This is a genomic window from Alphaproteobacteria bacterium (genome assembly GCA_041396705.1).
Lineage (GTDB): Bacteria > Pseudomonadota > Alphaproteobacteria > CALKHQ01 > CALKHQ01 > CALKHQ01.
On record JAWKYB010000002.1, the window covers coordinates 185,091 to 202,297 of the forward strand.

The window sequence follows — 17,207 nt, forward strand, 5'->3', positions numbered from 1 at the left end:
TCAGGTCCCGGCCGGGAACGGCTCGCGATGGCAGCCGCAGCGATAGTAGTCGGCCACCGCCGCCTCGATCCGCCGCATCGCCTCGGCATCGGGTGTGGCGGCCCAGGCGGCGCGAGCCTGCTCGGTCAGCGCGGCAATCAGCGCCGGCAGGTCGACGCTGACGCAGCGCCCGCCGTCCACCACCAGCCGGCCGGCGACGACCAGCTTGTCGAGATGGCGCTTGGTCATCCGGGTCAGCAGCAGGTCGAGCGGCGCGGCGGCGTCCGGCAGCAGGTCGTCGCCCATCGCGTCCAGGTCCAGCAGCATCATGTCGGCCGCCGCGCCCGGCTCCAGCGCGCCGCCGCCGTCGTCCACCACGGTGCGCCGCCCGTCCACGCAGGCCGCCCGGAACAGCCGCGCCGGCGAAAGCCGGTCGTCGACGCCGAGTCCGCGATGGTGCTGCCAGACCAGCCGGATCTCGCGCAGCATGTCCTCGTCGTCGTCGAACGCCATGCCGTCCAGCCCGATCCCGAACGGCAGGCCGGCGTTGAGGAACCGCGCCACCGGCGCCGGACCCGAGCGCAGCCTGAGGTTCGACGAGGTGTTGACCGAGACGGTCACGCCGCGCTCGGCCAGCAGGGCGCATTCCGCCTCGTCGAGCCAGACGCCGTGGGCCACCGTCAGCCGCGGCGACAACAGCCCGATCGCGTCGAGCCGCCGGATCAGGCCGCCCGGGTAGTTGGCGTCGGCCCATTCGCGCTGGTGCCGCGTCTCGAACAGGTGCATGTGCACCCGGCGCCCGGTGCGCGCCGAGGCGTCGGCGATCTTCTCCAGGGTCGCGTCGCTGACCCACTGCGGGCCGATCGGGCAATATTGCACCCGGAACAGCGGATGCTCGAACGCTGCGATCGCGTCGACCGCCGCAAGCTGGTCCTCGATCGGCTGCCAGCGGCTCGCCCGCTTCTCCATCACCGCACGCTCGGCCGCCGGCAGCTTGGCGAACAGCGGCGCCGGATCGCCGTAGACCACGCTGTTGCGGTCGGAGATCGGCGAGGCGAAAGCAACGCGCACGCCGACGTCGCGCGCGGCGCGCGACACCGCCTCTGCCTCGCGCACCAGCCCTTCCGGATCCTGGGTGTTGTGACAGTGATTGGCCGCGCAGACCCCGCCCTCGGCCATCCGCCCGAAGGCGACGATGGCGCGAAGATAGGGATCGACGCGCGGCTCGCGGCCGAGCGCGTTGAGCCAGACCTCCAGCGCGTCGTCCTTCGCGCCGAACGCCAGGCAGCGCATGCCGCGGCCGTGGTCGTGTGCGTCGGTCGGCGCCGGAAGCGCGGCCAGCCGGCCGGCGCCCGACGGCAGCGACGATGGCGCCGCCGCAGCGACGGCGGCGATCCGCCCGTCGACGATGTCGATGCGGCACGGACCGCCGGCCGCCGCCTCGCCCGGCCGGGCGAGAAGGTGGCCGGCATGGACCGTGGCGACCTGCTGGACGTCAGCCATCGCTCCCCCCTGGTCCGGCGGCCCGTTCGCGGCGGGTCACAGCGCGGCGTGCGCCTCGGCGATCAGCGCCTGGGTCACCACTTCCTCGACCTTGACCGCGCCCGCCTCCATCTCGCCGGCGGCAACCGAGAACTCCATGCCCTTGGCGAAAACGCCCGGGTCGACCCACAGCAGCCCGTGCTCGGCTGCGTCGCCGACCGGCACGAAGTCGGCCATCAGCAGGCTTTCCGCGGTCTGCGCCTCCAGGTCCAGACCGCGCTGGCCGTATTTCTCGACCATCAGCACGGCCATCTCCTCCGGGTGGTCCAGATGCCATTGCCAACCCTTGATCTCGGCCCGCAGCCATCGGACCAGAAGCTCGCTCTGCGTGTCCAGCGTCTCGTCGGTGGCGAACAGCACGCCGGCATAGCCCGGCACGCCGAGGTCGTTCATGTAGGCGATGTGGATGTCGATGCCCCGGGTCTTCAACATCACGCCCTGGTTGGTCGCCCAGCCGTAGTAGCCGTCGACCTGGCCGGCGGCGAGGATGCCGGGGTCGGTACCGACCGGGACGTAGTTCACCGTCGCCGGATCGATGCCCGCGGCCAGCAGCAGCGCGTCGACCTGCGGGCGCGTGCCGTTCGGCATGGCGATGGTCTTGCCCGGAAAATCGGCCAGCGATGCGATCGGGTTCTCGGCCAGGCTCATGATCGCACCCGGAGCCTTCTGCATGATGGCGGCGAAGGCCTTCACCGGGATGTCGTTGATGCGCGACCGGATCACGCCGTCGACGTCGCTGTCGGACGTCATCGCCTGGCCGGTGGCGACCGCGGCGGTGGTGTCGGTACCCGGGCCGCCGGCTTCGAACGTCGCCTCGATGCCTTCCTCGGCGAAATAGCCCTGCTCGATGGCGGCGAAATGCCCGCCGAACTGGATCGACTTGATCCAGCCGAGCTGATGGACGACGGAATCGGCAGCCATCGCGCGGCGCATGCCGCCGGTCAGCGCGGCCGGCGCCAGGAAAACGCCAGACAGCGCCGCCGAAGCGCTGAGCAGGCGGCGGCGGCTGGTCAGGATGGCGGGCGCGGCAACGCCGGCGCGGATCGTGGTCATGGTCGGACCTCCCCTTTTGCGGTCCGACGACAGCAGCAAGGCCTATGCCACGCCGCGCAACGCCCCCCGCATGCCCATGAATGCCGCGCGCAGGCGGCACGACTGCCCGCCGATTGTGCACTGCGGCAGCGGCTGCGCATTGCAGCGGCAGCAAAGCGGCGGTGCAGCACCAGGCACGCCATGGCACGGCTGTTGCTCCGGCCGCTGCAGATGCGGGATCGCCGGCGCCGGGAGGCGGCTTGATGGGCAAACACAGCATCGGCATGCGCTATGTCGAGGCGAACGGGCTGCGCCAGCTGGTGCGGTTCGCCGGCCATCCGGATGCGCCGACGGTGCTGCTGATCCACGGCCTGGGCTGGGATTCCACGCTGTGGCTCGACCAGATGCAGACATTGGCCGCGGCCGACTGGCGCGTGGTCGCGCCCGACCTCCGCGGCATGGGCGCGACCGGCAGTCCGGCGGCACCGTACTCCATACATGGCTATGCGGCGGACGTCGCGGCCCTGCTCGACGCCCTGCGCATCGGGCGCACCGCGGTGGTCGGCTTCTCGCTCGGCGGCATGATCGCGATGGCGCTGGCCAGCGCCGCGCCGGATCGGATCGGCGCGGCGGTGTTCGCCTGTTGTGCCGCCGCGTCGACCGACGCGGACCGCGCGGCGACGGAGGCCATGCTCGAACGCGCCGAGGCGATGGGCGCGCAGAAGTTCGCCGAGGAGCAGGCGCTCGCCATCTGGCACCCGGACTGGGCGCGCGCCCATCCCGAGCGTATCGCCGCCTTCGTCGGCTGGCGGGCGGCGATGGACCAGCCCGCGCTGTTCCGCGGGTTCCGGGCCGCCTATGGTGTCGACCTGCGACCGCGGCTGTCGCGGATCAGGGTGCCTTGCCGGGTCATCGTCGCCGACCAGGACGTGTTCCTGCCGGTCGAGGCCGGCGAGGAGATCGCCGACCGGCTGCCGGACGCCGACTGCGTCATCGTCAGAGGAGCGGGCCACATGGTTCCCATCGAACAGCCGGAAAGCTTCGACATCGCACTGCGCGGCTTCCTCGACGCCTACTGGCCGGCGATGTCGGCTCCGGCCGCGGGCGCCGCGATATGAGCGAGCCGGTCGGCCTGATCACCGGGTCGGAGCCGTTCGCCGGCCTGCCGACCAATCCGGCCCAGCTGGTGCTGCCGCATCTCGACGGCCAGGTCGTCGCCGGCCATCGCATCGTCGCGATCGCGACGCCGGTCAGCTACGCCCGGCTGCCGACGCTGCTGCCGGAACTGGTCGCCCGGCACCGGCCCGCCTATGTGATGGCGCTCGGGCTCGCCCTCGGCGCCAATGTCGTGCGCGTCGAGAAGTTCGCCATCAACGCCGCCGCTTTCGGCGTGGCCGACAACGAGGGGGCACGCCCGGCATCGGGCGAGCGCTTCGCCGCCGACGGCCCCGACGGCCGCGCCGCGACCTGGGACGCGGCGGCGGTGGTCGAGGCGATCATGGCCCAGGGTATCCCGGCCCGCGCGTCCTATCACGCCGGCACCCATCTGTGTAACCTGACGCTCTACACCTATCTCGCCGCGCTCGAGGCCGCCGGCGCAGCGGCGCCATGCGGGTTCCTGCACCTGCCCTATCTGCCGGAACAGATCGTCTGGATGATCCGCCGCCGCGGCGATGCCGGCGACAGCGCACCGACCGCACCGCTCGACCTGCCGAGCATGAGCTTCGACATGCAGCTTGCCGCCGTGCGTGCCGCGGCCGGCGCGATCGGACGGCAGGCGGCACAGCAAGGGGGAACCACGCAATGAACCTGGACAGGATGCCGCCGGCCTATGCCCGGGCGCGCGAGATCGCGCCCGACACCATTCCGCTGATCGACTTCGGCCCCTTTCTCGACGGCGGCGCGGTCGAGCGCCGCGCAGTCGCCGCGGCGATCGGCCAGGCGTGCGAGACCGTCGGCTTTCTCTACCTGGTCAACCACGGCGTCCCGCAGGCGCTGATCGATGCCGCCTTCGCCGAGAACCGGCGCTTCTTCGCCCAGCCGATGGCCGAGCGGATGCGCACGGCGGCGACGCTGGAGCACTGGCGCGGCTACGTGCCATCGAAACTGGAGGGCGAAGGCGGCGCGGTCGGCGGCGCGATCGAGACGTTCCGCCTGCAGTTGGACCTGCCGCCGGACGATCCCGATGTGCGCGCCGGCAAGCCGCTGCACATGGCGAACCGCTGGCCCGATCATCTACCCGGCTTCCAGGCCGTGGTGCAGCGCTACTTCGATGCGCAGCTCACGCTGGCCCGCCACCTGCGCCACGCCTTCGCCATGGCGCTCGGCCTGGCCGAGGATTTCTTCGAGCCGTTCTATGGCAAACCGCTGGTCCAGCTCAGCCTGCTGCACTACCGCCCACCGCGCTCGCTCAGCGAAGACGACCTGGAGATCGGCGCGGGCGAGCACCGCGACACCGGCGCCTTCACCCTGCTGATGCAGGACGAAACCGGCGGCCTGGAGGTCGGCCATCGCGCCGGCGAATGGGTGGCGGCGCCGCCGATCCGCGGCGCCTATGTCATCAACATCGGCGACATGATGATGCACTGGACCAACGGGCGGTTCGTCTCGACCCCGCACCGGGTGGTCAACCGCTCCGCCCGCTCGCGCCATTCGATGCCGTTCTTCGTCAACCCGGACTTCGACGTCACGGTCGCGCCGCTGCCCGCGCTGATCCGGCCCGGCGAGCAGCCCGCCTTCGCGCCGCTGCACAACGGCCGCTTCATGGTCGACTTCTACGACGCCGGCATGGCCTATCTGCGCCGTTGACCGGGCGCCGGCGGCGTCACAGCGGGGCGGCGTCGCTCGCGAAGCGACGCAGCACGTTCTCCGTGATCCGCGACGTGTCGCCGCCATAGCCGTTGGCCGACAGCGTGTACAGCCACGAGATCGAGCCGACGCTGAACACCGCGCCGCCGTTGGGATAGCCCAGCAGCACGATGTCGCTGCCGATGTAGCCGTTGACCGAGCCGCCGGTGTCGGGCAGCGACGCCAGCTGCTCCTCGATGCAGACCTGATAGGCGTCGCTCAGCCGCTGGGTCGAGGCCAGCAGCAGGGCGTGTGCCGGCGTGCCGAGAAGCCGGTTGGCCCGGTCGACCTCGAAGCCGCCGGCGCCGTGGTTCAGTACCAGCGACGGGCCGGCGCCGAACACGTCGCCTTCGATCCCTTCGAACACGAAGGCAGCGCGCGGGTCGCGGCTGTCGGGCCGGCGCACATAGGGCACGCCGCGGTCGAAGCCCTGGCCGGAGAAGCCGACTCCCACCGTCTTCTGCGGCGCACGCCCGCGGTCGCGCCACAGGCCGCCCATCTCGCCGGTCAGACTGATCTGGAATTCGCCCGGCTCGGCCTGCCAGGTGCGCGTGCCGGCGAAGCGCCGGATCTCCGCCTGGCCGGGGTCGTCCGGATCGACCGCGGTCACCCAGTAGAAGCCGTTGCCGCCAAGGTACATCAGCCGTCCGCCGCCGTTCAGATAGCCGTCGAGCGAATCCAGCATCGCGCCGGTCCAGTATTCCGGATGCGCCCCGGTCAGCACCGCGCGATAGGGGCGCAGCAGGTCGATACCGTCGGCATGCAGGTCGTGGTCGGTGATCACGTCGAAGGAAAACCCCTTGGCCTCGAGCCAGTCGACCAGGCAGAGGTCGGCCGGGAAGCCGTGCGGCGCGTCGAAGGTGCGCGTGCGCGCCTTCGGCCGGAAATCGAGGATCGGCCGGCGCAGATTGGCCATGCAGACGCCGCTGCCGTCGCCGTGGCTGTCATAGGTGCTCTTCAGCGCGTTGGCCGTCATGTAGGCATAGCGTTCCGGCTGCAGGCCCATGTCCTGCAGCGGGGCGATGGCGAGGCTGCCGGTGGTGTCCAGCGATTCGTTGGAATAGGCGAGATAGGTCAGCGTTGGCATCAGGAACGCGATGCGGGCCGTCGGCCTGCCCGCGGCCGGGCGCACGACGAACGGCAGGTGGTCCTCGCCGCCATCGCAGCGCAGGCGCATGGCATAGACGCCGCTCGGCAGGTCGTCCGGCACGGTCAGCGCCAGGCTTTCCCGCCAGCCGGCATCGGCCACGTCATCGTCGTGGAAGTGGATGGCGTCATACTCCCGCGCGGCATCGGCGAAGCCCGGCGATCCGCTTGTCCAATGTGGCCCGGTGACGCCGCGGGTCGGTCGGTTGTGGGTGCGGCCGTGGCAGCCGTGCGGGCCGGCATCGACGACCGACACCCCGCCGATGTCCTGCGACAGGTCCCAGCGGGCGAGCACGTCCGCCCCGTCCGCCGCGCCCCCGGCAGCGGCCAACGCCCGGGCCTCTGTCGGCACGAGCGCCCTGCCGAACAGGGCCGGTGCCGCCAGCTTGCCGTTGAAGCAGCGGGCGGGCCCCGCCGCGCCGACGGTCCAGGATGCCGCCAGCGTCAGCCGCCCCGGCCGCTGCCGTCGCGCCGCCGGGCACGCGGCTGCCTCGACCAGAAAGGTTCGCCCGCGGTTTCGCGGCGACCAGGCGGAACAGCCGCATCGCGCCGGAGGTTGCGTCATAGCAGGCGCCGACCAGATACCAGTCGCGCGATCAGCAGGCGGTCGAGCGCGATCCGCACGGGCGCGGCGCCAGCGACGACGAACTCCGGCACGCCGGCCGCGTCGAGGGCGAGCCGCCAGCCGGCGTCGCGCTCGGGGTCGCCGGCACTCGACCAGCGTGTACGGACCCGCTCCCGGTGCGGACGGCCAGACCCAGGCCAGAACGCTAAACGCCTGCGACGCCGGAGCGGCCCCGCCGCCTTCGACGACGATGCAGCTGCCGGGATGGATCGGCTGCACGTGGCCGGGATAGGTGCCGGCAGCGGCACGGTCGACGACCGCCTCTTTGGATCCAGGCCCCTTCAGGTTCTCGTCGCCGTGGATCAGCCGGACGAGGTCCGCCCGGTAGTCAGCGGCATCGCAGTGCACGTGGAACCCAGGCCTCGCCGGCCGCCGCGCTCACCGGTCGCTGTAGCCCGTCACCCGCATCGCCGTTCGCTCCCCCGCATTCCCATACCGCCCGGCGGTGGCAAGGCCTACTCCCGAAACGATTCCGGGATCGCGATTGACATTCGAACAGGCCGCGCTCAGGCTCGGTTTTCCGGCCCGGGCCCATGGTTCCGGGCGCGAGGGGGAGAAGCAGTGATGATCGACAAAGTCGTTGGAAAGACTCGCGATGCGCGTGCACGACGGCCGCCTGTCGCGCCGGCGGTTCATGCAGCATGCAAGCCCCGCTGCCGGCCTGTCGCTGCGGTGGCCCAGAGCCTGCTGATGGCGACCGGCGGCCGCGACGGGCGGCGCCGAACACCGCGCGCTCAGCGGCGAGATCACACCATGATCAGGGCCCGCATTCCGCGAACGAGGCCGCGTTCGAGGCGATAGTCATCGAGGACTTCAACCGCGACGTCGCGCCGAACGTGAAGGTCAACTTCACCACCTACGACTGGGCAAACATGAACACGGAGCTGACCACCGGCTTCGCCAGCGGCTCGCCGCCCGACGTGCTGTACCTCGTCGACCTGATCTATCCGGCCTATGCCCGCCAGGGCGTGCTGCACGACATGACCGAGCTGGTCAGCGACCCGGCCTGGGAAGGCCGAGCACGACGCGATCGAGCCGTTCGCCTGGGACCTGGCGATCCAGCAGGGCAGCACCTGGGGCGTGCCGTGCTCGGCGCCGTCTACAACATCTTCCTGAACCTGGACCTGCTCGATGCCGCCGGCGTCACCGGCAGCTGGGACGGCTCCTATGCCGCCATGCTGGAGGCGGCGCAGAAGATGACCCGGGACGACGTCTACGGCTTCTCGATGCGCAGCCGCGTCGCCGACTTCGCCTTCTGGGACTGGTTCCCCTACATGCACAACGCCGGCGCCGACATCTTCAATGCCGACTGGAGCGGCTGCGGGCTGGACAACGACGACGCCAAGGCGGCGATGCAGTTCCTGATCGACATCCACGCCGCCGGCGTTACCCCGGCGGTGGGCAGCGTCGACTGGCAGGGCATGTCCGACATGTTCAAGGCGGGTCGCATCGCCATCCACCACGGCGAGACACCGATGATCGCCGAACTGATGGCGAACGACCCCGGCTTCCGCTGGGACGTCGCCCGCGCGCCGGGCGGGCCGCAGGGCCGCACCGCCATGGGCAACTTCGGCATCCTGTGCATCGCCGAGGCCAGCCAGAACAAGGAAGCCGCCTGGGAGTTCATCAAGCACTGGGCCTCCGGCCCGATGGTCGGCCGCTTCGCCGAGCAGGTGAACCTGCAGGTGGTGCGCTCCGACATCGTCGACGGTCTGTTCGACGGCAACCCGGCGATGCAGAAGGTGCAGACCGAGTTCGTGCCGACGGTGAAGGGCGTGCAGCCGCATCCCAAGATCCTGCAGGCGATGCAGACGATGTGGCCGACCGCGGAGGACGCCTATCTCGGCAACCTGACCGGCGCCGAGGCGATCGACGAGATGTGCGAGGCGATCGAAGGCGTCCTTTGAGGCTTCGCGTCATCCCGATGTCGTCATGGCCGGGCTAGTCCCGGCCATCCACGCCTTGAGACGGCGGTGGAGACAAAGGCGTGGATGCTCGGGACAAGCCCGGGCATGACGACGGATGGGACGGCGCCGATGGATCGGCCCGACAGCACGTGACTGATCAGACCGGCCCCGCAGGCCCGCGCCCGCGGTTGAGCGTGGAGGAACACCGGCGGCTGCGCCGGCGCTATCGCCTGCGCCGCACCCTGGTCGCCTATGGCTTCCTGGCGCCGAACCTGCTGTTCTTCGGCGCGTTCCTGATCTTCCCGATGGGCTGGCTGGTCTGGCTGACCTTCCAGCAGGGCGGCGTGCTCGGGCCGCCGGAATTCGCCGCGCTCGACAACTGGGCGAACGTCTTCGGCGACCGGCTGGTGGTGAAGACCATCGTCAACACCCTGCTCTACTGCGCGATGGCAATTCCGGCGGTATTCGTGATCGCCATGATCATGGCGCTGTGCCTGAACGCGATCCCGCGCGGCGCGGTGACGATCCGCTCGATCCTCTATCTGCCGACCCTGCAGCCGGTGCTGATCGCGGCGCTGATGTGGACCTTCGTCCTGCACCCGGACTTCGGCGTGCTGAACGTGATCGCGCGCGCGGTTTCCGGCGAACCGATCAACTTCCTCGGCGAGCGCGGGCTGGCGCTGCCGACCATCGCGATGATCGAGGTGTGGCGCGGCGTCGGCTTCTGGACGCTGCTGTTCCTGGCCGGCATCGTCGCGCTGCCGCGGGAGCTTTACTACGCCGCCGAACTCGACGGCGCCGGGCCGGTGCGCCGCTTCGTCCAGCTGACCCTCCCGTTACTGAAGCCGACCTTCTATTTCGCGGTGATCTTCGCGACCATCGTCAACCTGCAGCTATTCGACAGCGTGTTCGTGCTGACCGACGGCGGCCCGGTCAACTCGACGGCGACGGTGGCGTGGTACATCTATCGCAGCCTGTTCGCCTTCGGTGAGACCGGATTCGGCGCCGCCCTGTCGCTGACCCTGGTCGCCGTGGTCCTGCTGCTGACCGTGATCCAGACCACACTGTTGCGGGAGCGGCGCTGACCATGGCGGCGGCCCAGGCAGGGGTGCGGCGCCGTCGGCACGGCTCGCGCGCGCTGCGACCCGGCGGCGGCGCGGTCGCCGGATCCTACGCCATCCTGATCTTCGGCTGCGTCGTCTCGATCGTGCCGTTCCTCTACGTGCTGTCGACGTCGGTGAAGGACACGCGCTCGCTGTTCACCTACCCGCCGGAGTGGGTGCCGGAGCAGTTCTTCTGGGGCAACTACACCAGCCTGTTCACCGCCCACCCGTTCCTCGACTGGACGCTGAACACGCTGTTCGTCGCCGGCACGATCACGGTGGTGAAGGTGCTGATCGACGCCATGGCCGCCTATGCGCTGGCGAAGATGCGGTTCACCGGGCGGCTCGCCATCACCGCCACGCTGCTGTTCTCGGTGGCGATCCCGATCGCGGCGCTGGTCATCCCGCTCTATTTCCTGGTCCGCTGGCTCGACCTGCTCAACACCTACTGGGCGCTGATCCTGCCGCCGCTGGCCAACCCGATCGGCATCTTCATGATCCGCAGCTTCATCGTCTCGCTGCCGCAGGACCTCGACCATTCCGCGCGGCTCGACGGTTCCGGCGAGATCGGCATCTTCGTGCAGATCATCCTGCCGCTGGTGAAGCCGGGCCTGGTGGTCCACGCCGTCTTCACCTTCATGATCCAGTACACCAGCTTCCTGTGGCCGCTGGTGGCGGTGCAGGACGAGGAGCGCCAGGTGCTGACCGTCGGCATCGCCAGCCTGAAGGCGATCTTCACGGTCGACTGGGGCCTGATCAGCGCCGCCTCGCTGCTGGCCGCGGTGCCGATCACCGTGATGTTCGTGTTCCTGCAGCGGTTCTTCATCGCGCAGAACCTGGCCGGCGCGTTGAAGGAGTAGCGATGAACCCACTACCCCTCCGTCGTTGCCAGGAGCGGAGCGACGCGGCAATCCACGCAAAGCCGGCGGCCACTCGTCGCCCGGCCCCGGATCGTCGCGCCGCCGGTGGCGGCCCGCGATGACGACACAAGCGGCAAAAGGCAGCGACACGCCGCCATCGAGTTCGTGGCGGTGACCAAGGCCTATGGCGACCATGTCGCCGTCCACGAATTCTCGCTGTCCATCGTCGAGAACGAGTTCGTCGTCCTGCTCGGCCCGTCCGGCTGCGGCAAGAGCACGCTGCTGAAGCTGATCGCCGGCATCGAGGACGTCACCGACGGCGAGATCTATGTCGGCGGCAAGCTGGTCAACTACATCGCGCCGCGCGACCGCGACGTGGCGATGGTGTTCCAGAACTACGCCCTCTATCCGCACATGACGGTGGCGCAGAACATCGCCTTTCCGCTGCGCGCGCGCTGGTCGCAGCGGCCCCCGCGCGCCGAGGTAAGCGCGCGGGTGCGCGAGGCCGCCCGCCTGGTCGACCTGGAATCGCAGCTGGGCAAGCTGCCCGGCCAGCTTTCCGGCGGCCAGCGCCAGCGCGTAGCACTGGCCCGCGCCATCATCCGCCAGCCGGTCGCCTTCCTGATGGACGAGCCGCTGTCCAACCTGGACGCGCTGCTGCGCACCGAGATGCGGCGCAACCTGCTCGACGTGCACGCGGCGGTGGGCCGCGCCAACGTCTATGTCACCCACGACCAGCTGGAGGCGATGACCATGGCCGACCGCATCGTCGTGCTGCGCGACGGCCGGCTGCAGCAGGTCGGCACCCCGCACGACGTCTACCAGCGGCCGGCCAACCTGTTCGTCGCCGGCTTCGTCGGCAGCCCGGCGATGAACTTCGTGCCGGCCGAGATCGCCGACGACGGCACGGCGATCGCCCACGGCATCGCCTTCGCGGCCGGAGCGCGTTTCGGCGCCAGGCCCGAGCGCGCGGTCACCCTCGGCATCCGGCCCAGCGACCTGGTCGTCGCGCCGCCGGCCGACGCGCCAAACCGCATGGAAGGCACGGTGGCACGCGTGGAATATGCCGGCTCGGACCAATATTGCGACGTGGCCCTGTCCGACGCCCTTTCCCTGCGCGTGCGGGCACGGCCCGACGTGCCGCTCGCCGTCGGCCAGCCGATCGCGCTCGCCATCGCGCCGGCCGCCGTGCATGCCTTCGATCCCGACGGAACGCGAATCGCAGAGGACAGGCCGCAAGCATGACGATGACCGGAGCCCTGCGCTTCGCCTGCGACACCGGCGGCACCTTTACCGACCTGCTGGTCGAGGACGCCGCCGGCGCGCTGCGCATGGTCAAGGCGCCGACCACGCCCGACGACCCGGTGCGCGGCGTGCTCGACAGCCTCGCGGCGGCCGCCGACGAGCTGGGCCTGGGCCTGGCCGACCTGCTCGGCCGCGGCGAGCTGTTCATCCATGGCACCACCCACGCCATCAACGCCATCGTCACCGGCCGCACCGCGCGCACCGCCTTCCTCACCACCGAGGGCCACCCGGACATCCTGGTGTTCCGCGAGGGCGGACGCAGCGAGCCGTTCAACTTCACGGTGCCCTATCCCGAACCCTACATCCCGAAGGCGCTGACCTTCGAGATCCCGGAGCGGATCATGGGCGACGGTGCTGTGCGCACGCCGCTGGACGAAGCCGCGGTGATGGCCGTGATCGCGCGGCTGCGCGACCTCCGGGTCGAGGCGGTCGGCGTCTGCCTGCTGTGGTCGATCGTCAACCCCGACCACGAGGAGCGTGTCGGCCGCCTGCTGGCCGAGCACCTGCCGGGTGTGCCGGTCACCCTGTCGCACCGGGTCAACCCGTCGCTGCGCGAATATCGCCGGGCCAGCGCCACCTGCCTCGACGCCTCGCTGAAGCCGCTGATGGGCGCCTATATGCGCGACCTGGAAGGCCGGCTGCGCGCCGCCGGCTTCGCCGGCCGCGTGCTGATCATCACCTCGCAGGGCGGGGTGATGGATGCGGCCACGGTCGCCGAGGCGCCGGTGCATCTGATCAACTCCGGCCCGTCGATGGCGCCGGTCGCCGGCCGCCACTTCGCCGCGCTGGACAGCAAGGCGGAAACGGCGATCGTCGCCGATACCGGCGGCACCACGTTCGACGTCAGCGTCGTGCGCCGCGGCCACATCCCGCGCACCCGCGAGACCTGGATCGGCCAGCCGTTCCGCGGCCACATGACCGGCCTGCCGTCGGTCGACGTGAAGAGCATCGGCGCCGGCGGCGGCAGCATCGCCTGGGTCGACCCGGCCGGCCTGCTGCACGTCGGGCCGGACAGCGCCGGCGCGGTGCCGGGGCCGGCCTGTTATGGCCGCGGCGGTACGCGGCCGACCCTCAGCGATGCCGCGCTGGTGCTGGGTCACATCGATCCGGCCTACTTCCTCGGCGGCGGCATCCCGCTGGACACCGCCGCGGCCGAGGCCGCGATCGCGGCCGACGTCGCGCGCCCGCTGGGGCTCGACCTGCACGCCGCCGCGGCCGCCGTCGTCGCGCTGGCGACCGAGAACATGGTCCAGGCGATCATGGACATCACGGTGAACCAGGGCATCGACGCCGGCGAGGCGGTGCTGATCGGCGGCGGCGGCGCGGCCGGCCTGAACGCCTGCGCCATCGGCCGCAGGCTCGGCTGCGCCGAGGTGGTGCTGCCCGATGTCGGCGCGGCGCTCAGCGCGGCCGGCGCCCTCGCCTCCGACCTCAGCGCCGAGTATCGCCGCACCTTCTACGCCCACACAGGCCGCTTCGACTTCGACGGCGTCAACGCGGTGCTGGCCGGACTGGCGGCGCAGGCGCGCGCCTTCGCTGCCGATGCCGGCCGCGGTGCCCGCGCCACCGAGCTGCAATTCTTCATGGAGGCCCGCTACCCCGACCAGGTCTGGGAGATCGAGGTGCCGCTGCGGCGCGCCCGCTTCGCGGCAGGCGACGACGTCGCCGACCTGGAGGCGGACTTCAACAGGGCGCACGAGGAACAGTTCGCCGTCGCCGACGAAGGCTCGCGGATCGAGATCGTCAGTTGGTCGGTGCTGGTGCGCTGCCGCCTGCGCGACAGCGAACTCGGCCGGCTGGCCGCCGCCGGCGGCGGTGCCATCCGCCATGACCGGCGGCCGGCCTATTTCGCCGGCCACGGTCTGCTGGACGCCGCGGTCCTCGAGTTCGACGCCATGACCCCCGGCGAGCGGGTCGCCGGGCCGGCCATCGTCGAATCGCCCGTCACCACCATCGTCGTCGACCCCGGCGCGACCTGCCAGCGGCTGCCCTCCGGCAGCCTGGCCGTACGCCCGTTCGGAGGCTGAGCCATGTCGGATCGCGAACCGCAACAGGACCGCACCGCAGGCGCCGATGCCGTCCATCTCGCCGTGCTCAACGCGCGGCTGGAAGGCATCGCCCGCAAGATGTCGAACACGCTCTTGCGCACCGGGCGCTCCGGCATCCTGACCATCGCGCGCGACTTTTCCTGCGTTATCCTGACCGCCGATCACCGGCTGCTGACGGTGGCGGAGAGCCTGCCGATCCACGTGCTCTACGGCCCCGACATCATGGCCCGCACCATGGCGCAGAATCATCCGGTGCTGCGCCGCGGCGACGCCTATCTGCACAATTCGCCCTATCATGGCTGCACCCATCCGGCCGACCACTCCATCCTGATCCCGGTGATCGACGACGACGGCGTGCATCGCTTCACCGTGCTGGCCAAGGCGCACCAGGCCGACTGCGGCAACGCGCTGCCGACCACCTATATGGGCGCGGCCCGCGACGTCTTCGCCGAGGGCGCGCTGATCTTCCCCGCGGTCAAGGTGCAGTCGGACTATCAGCACAACATGGACATCGTGCGGATGTGCCAGCAGCGTATCCGCGTGCCGCACCAGTGGTGGGGCGACTACCTGGCCACGTTGGGCGCCGCGCGGATCGGCGAGCGCGAGATGCTGGCGCTGGGCCGCGAGGTCGGCTGGGACCGGCTGGCGGCGTTCGCCGAAGCCTGGTTCGACTATTCGGAGCAGCGCATGGTGCAGGCGATCCGCGCCATTCCCAGCGGCCGAGTGGTCGCCACCAGCACCCACGACCCCTTCCCCGGCACGCCAGCCGACGGCATTCCGATCAAGGTCGACATCACCGTCGACGCGGAGGCGGCGCGCATCGTCGTCGACATGACCGACAACCCGGACTGCATGCCCAATGGCCTGAACCTGTCCGAGGGCTGTGCGCTGTCGGCACCGCTGGTCGGCATCTTCAACTCGATCGACCACACGGTGCCGAAGAATGCCGGCAGCTTCCGCCGGGTCGAGGTCAGGCTGCGCGAGAATTGCATCGTCGGCGTGCCGCGCCATCCGACCAGCTGCTCGGTCGCCACCACCAACGTCGCCGACCATGTCGCCAACCCGGTGCAGCGCGCACTGGCCGAGCTCGCCGACGGCATCGGCATGGCGGAGACCGGCAGCTGCATCCCACCGTCGTGCGGCGTCATCTCCGGGCGCGACCCGCGCACCGGCCACGACTATGTCAACGAAGTCTATGTCGGGATATCCGGCGGCGCCGCGGCGCCGACCACGGACGGATGGCTGTCGATCGTCCACGTCGGCAATGCAGGCATGTGCTACCAGGACAGCATCGAGCTCGACGAGCTGCGCCATCCGATCTTCGTCGAGGCGCGCCGGCTGCTGCCCGACACCGAGGGCGCCGGCCGCACCCGCGGCGCGCTCAGCGCCTATTCGGTGTTCGGCCCGACCGAAGGCGAGATGACGGTCGCCTATGTCAGCGACGGCAACGTCAACCCGGCCCAGGGTGCGCGCGGCGGCCTGGCCGGCGGCTGCTCGGCGCAGTATGTGCGGCGCCGCGACGGCACGCTCGACCCGCAGCCCGGCTGTGCCGAGGTGCGGCTGGAGCCCGGCGAGATGATGGTCTCGGTCTCCTGCGGCGGCGGCGGCTATGGCGCGCCGCAGGACCGCGATCGCGCCAAGGTACGCCACGACGTCGCCGAGGGCTGGATCAGCGCCGAGCGCGCGCGCTCGGTCTACGGCCTCGATCTGTCCGGCGAGGACCGGCCGGCTGGCTGATCGCCGCCGTGGCCGTCAGGCCAGTTCCGCCCGGACGATCCCCGCGCCCTCGACCATCGCCCGCATCTTGGCGTAGGCCACGTCGCGCGGCAGGTATTTCAGCCCGCAGTCCGGCGCCACGATCACCTTGTCGGCGTCGACGTGCGGCAGCGCGCGGCGGATCCGGCCGGCCACCGTCTCCGGCGTCTCGACCGCCATGTCCGACAGGTCGAGCACGCCGAGGATGACGGTCTTGCCGCGCAGTTCCTCCAGCACCGACGTATCGAGGTTGGCCTGGGCGGTCTCGATCGAGACCTGGTTGCAGCGGCAGCCCTTGAACTGCGGCAGGAACGAATAACCCGAAGGGCGCTGATGGATGATGGCGGCATAGCCGAAGCAGACGTGGACCGCCGTCGGCCCGGCCGCTCCCTCCAGCGCCGCGTTCAGCGCCTCGAGGCCGTATTCCTCGGCCGGCTTCGGCCGCGCCTGCATGTAGGGCTCGTCGAGCTGGACCACGTCGGCGCCGGCGGCGAACAGGTCGGCGATCTCCTCCTTCACCGCTTGGGCGTAGGCCAGCGCCATCGCCCGCGGATCGCCGTAATAGTCGTCCTGCGCCTGCTGGCTCATCGTGAACGGCCCCGGCACGGTGATCTTGACCATGCGATCGGTATGCGCCTTCAGGAACTTCAGGTCGTCGACCTCGACCGGATGGCGCCGCCGCACCTCGCCGACCACGCGCGGCACCGGGTTGGGATGGCCCGACCGGTCGAGCGCGGTGCCGGGGTTGTCGATGTCGACCCCGTCCAGCGCCGTAGCGAACCGGTTGGAATAGCTCTCGCGGCGGATCTCGCCGTCGGTGACGATGTCGAGACCGGCCATTTCCTGCAGCTTGATCGCAGCGATGGTCGCGTCGTTCTGCGCCTCCTCGAGATAGGGCTCGGGGATGCGCCACAGTTCCTTGGCGCGCGTGCGCGGCGGGAAGCGGCCGGCCAGCTTGGCCCGGTCGATCAGCCACTCGGGCTGGGCATAGCTGCCGACCAGCGATGTGGGAAGAAGCATCGGTATCCTCTTGTGCTGTCTGGGCTGCGATCGGGGAT

13 protein-coding genes are annotated in these 17,207 nt (G+C 70.7%); 9 read left to right on the forward strand and 4 right to left on the reverse strand.

Annotation, left to right across the window (positions count from 1 at the left end; all coding sequences use genetic code 11):
• Together R3F55_00880 and R3F55_00885 are read right to left on the reverse strand one after the other, a co-directional pair.
• Entirely contained in the window at nt 1-1,482 is a 1,482-nt protein-coding gene (locus tag R3F55_00880; GenBank protein MEZ5665997.1) for an amidohydrolase family protein, read from the reverse strand.
• A 36-nt stretch (nt 1,483-1,518) separates the two neighbouring features.
• Complete coding sequence (locus R3F55_00885; protein MEZ5665998.1) at nt 1,519-2,574, reverse strand: ABC transporter substrate-binding protein; 1,056 nt, start codon at nt 2,572-2,574, stop codon at nt 1,519-1,521.
• Nucleotides 2,575-2,816: 242 nt separating this feature from the next.
• On the opposite strand from R3F55_00885, the gene R3F55_00890 reads away from it, so the two are divergent.
• From R3F55_00890 to R3F55_00900, 3 genes are read left to right on the forward strand one after another with little or no spacing between them, the layout of a single operon-like run.
• Nucleotides 2,817-3,671, forward strand: coding sequence for an alpha/beta fold hydrolase (locus R3F55_00890; GenBank protein ID MEZ5665999.1), 855 nt, complete (start codon nt 2,817-2,819; stop codon nt 3,669-3,671).
• A complete protein-coding gene (locus R3F55_00895; protein MEZ5666000.1) occupies nt 3,668-4,360 on the forward strand; it encodes a peptidase in 693 nt (230 codons plus the stop codon). Before R3F55_00890 ends, R3F55_00895 begins: the two co-directional genes overlap by 4 nt.
• Nucleotides 4,357-5,361, forward strand: a complete 1,005-nt coding sequence (locus R3F55_00900) for a 2-oxoglutarate and iron-dependent oxygenase domain-containing protein (protein MEZ5666001.1) — start codon at nt 4,357-4,359, stop codon at nt 5,359-5,361. Before R3F55_00895 ends, R3F55_00900 begins: the two co-directional genes overlap by 4 nt.
• 16 nt (nt 5,362-5,377) lie before the next feature.
• On the opposite strand, the gene R3F55_00905 is transcribed toward R3F55_00900, so the two are convergent.
• Nucleotides 5,378-6,877 carry a DUF6605 domain-containing protein gene (locus R3F55_00905; GenBank protein MEZ5666002.1) on the reverse strand — a complete coding sequence of 500 codons (1,500 nt, stop codon included), beginning with the start codon at nt 6,875-6,877 and terminating at the stop codon, nt 5,378-5,380.
• 935 nt (nt 6,878-7,812) lie between these two features.
• Between R3F55_00905 and R3F55_00910 the strand changes: the two genes are divergently transcribed.
• The 6 genes from R3F55_00910 (at nt 7,813) to R3F55_00935 (ending at nt 16,131) form a co-directional block, all read left to right on the forward strand.
• The gene (locus R3F55_00910; protein MEZ5666003.1) at nt 7,813-9,078 is read left to right on the forward strand and encodes a sugar ABC transporter substrate-binding protein; all 1,266 of its coding nucleotides are present in this window, start codon (nt 7,813-7,815) and stop codon (nt 9,076-9,078) included.
• 194 nt (nt 9,079-9,272) lie between these two features.
• Nucleotides 9,273-10,163 carry a sugar ABC transporter permease gene (locus tag R3F55_00915; GenBank protein MEZ5666004.1) on the forward strand — a complete coding sequence of 297 codons (891 nt, stop codon included), beginning with the start codon at nt 9,273-9,275 and terminating at the stop codon, nt 10,161-10,163.
• A 2-nt stretch (nt 10,164-10,165) separates the two neighbouring features.
• Nucleotides 10,166-11,041 (forward strand): carbohydrate ABC transporter permease, encoded by an 876-nt coding sequence (locus tag R3F55_00920; GenBank protein ID MEZ5666005.1) that lies wholly within the window; start codon nt 10,166-10,168, stop codon nt 11,039-11,041.
• A 171-nt stretch (nt 11,042-11,212) separates the two neighbouring features.
• Entirely contained in the window at nt 11,213-12,286 is a 1,074-nt protein-coding gene (locus tag R3F55_00925; GenBank protein MEZ5666006.1) for an ABC transporter ATP-binding protein, read from the forward strand.
• The gene (locus tag R3F55_00930; protein ID MEZ5666007.1) at nt 12,283-14,373 is read left to right on the forward strand and encodes a hydantoinase/oxoprolinase family protein; all 2,091 of its coding nucleotides are present in this window, start codon (nt 12,283-12,285) and stop codon (nt 14,371-14,373) included. Before R3F55_00925 ends, R3F55_00930 begins: the two co-directional genes overlap by 4 nt.
• 3 nt (nt 14,374-14,376) lie before the next feature.
• The gene (locus R3F55_00935) at nt 14,377-16,131 is read left to right on the forward strand and encodes a hydantoinase B/oxoprolinase family protein (GenBank protein MEZ5666008.1); all 1,755 of its coding nucleotides are present in this window, start codon (nt 14,377-14,379) and stop codon (nt 16,129-16,131) included.
• Nucleotides 16,132-16,146: 15 nt separating this feature from the next.
• Here the strand turns inward: R3F55_00935 and R3F55_00940 are convergent, their stop codons facing one another.
• Nucleotides 16,147-17,169: a uroporphyrinogen decarboxylase family protein gene (locus R3F55_00940; GenBank protein ID MEZ5666009.1), complete on the reverse strand. Its 1,023-nt coding sequence runs from the start codon at nt 17,167-17,169 to the stop codon at nt 16,147-16,149.
• Between the last annotated feature and the right edge of the window lie 38 nt (nt 17,170-17,207).

Excerpts from the sequence above, each read along its gene's own strand:
- R3F55_00880 (MEZ5665997.1), bottom strand. The coding sequence starts at position 1,482 with ATGGCTGACGTCCAGCAGGTCGCCACGGTCCATGCCGGCCACCTTCTC.
- R3F55_00885 (MEZ5665998.1), bottom strand. The coding sequence starts at position 2,574 with ATGACCACGATCCGCGCCGGCGTTGCCGCGCCCGCCATCCTGACCAGC.
- R3F55_00890 (MEZ5665999.1), top strand. The coding sequence starts at position 2,817 with ATGGGCAAACACAGCATCGGCATGCGCTATGTCGAGGCGAACGGGCTG.
- R3F55_00895 (MEZ5666000.1), top strand. The coding sequence starts at position 3,668 with ATGAGCGAGCCGGTCGGCCTGATCACCGGGTCGGAGCCGTTCGCCGGC.
- R3F55_00900 (MEZ5666001.1), top strand. The coding sequence starts at position 4,357 with ATGAACCTGGACAGGATGCCGCCGGCCTATGCCCGGGCGCGCGAGATC.
- R3F55_00910 (MEZ5666003.1), top strand. The coding sequence starts at position 7,813 with ATGCAAGCCCCGCTGCCGGCCTGTCGCTGCGGTGGCCCAGAGCCTGCT.
- R3F55_00920 (MEZ5666005.1), top strand. The coding sequence starts at position 10,166 with ATGGCGGCGGCCCAGGCAGGGGTGCGGCGCCGTCGGCACGGCTCGCGC.
- R3F55_00930 (MEZ5666007.1), top strand. The coding sequence starts at position 12,283 with ATGACGATGACCGGAGCCCTGCGCTTCGCCTGCGACACCGGCGGCACC.
- R3F55_00935 (MEZ5666008.1), top strand. The coding sequence starts at position 14,377 with ATGTCGGATCGCGAACCGCAACAGGACCGCACCGCAGGCGCCGATGCC.
- R3F55_00940 (MEZ5666009.1), bottom strand. The coding sequence starts at position 17,169 with ATGCTTCTTCCCACATCGCTGGTCGGCAGCTATGCCCAGCCCGAGTGG.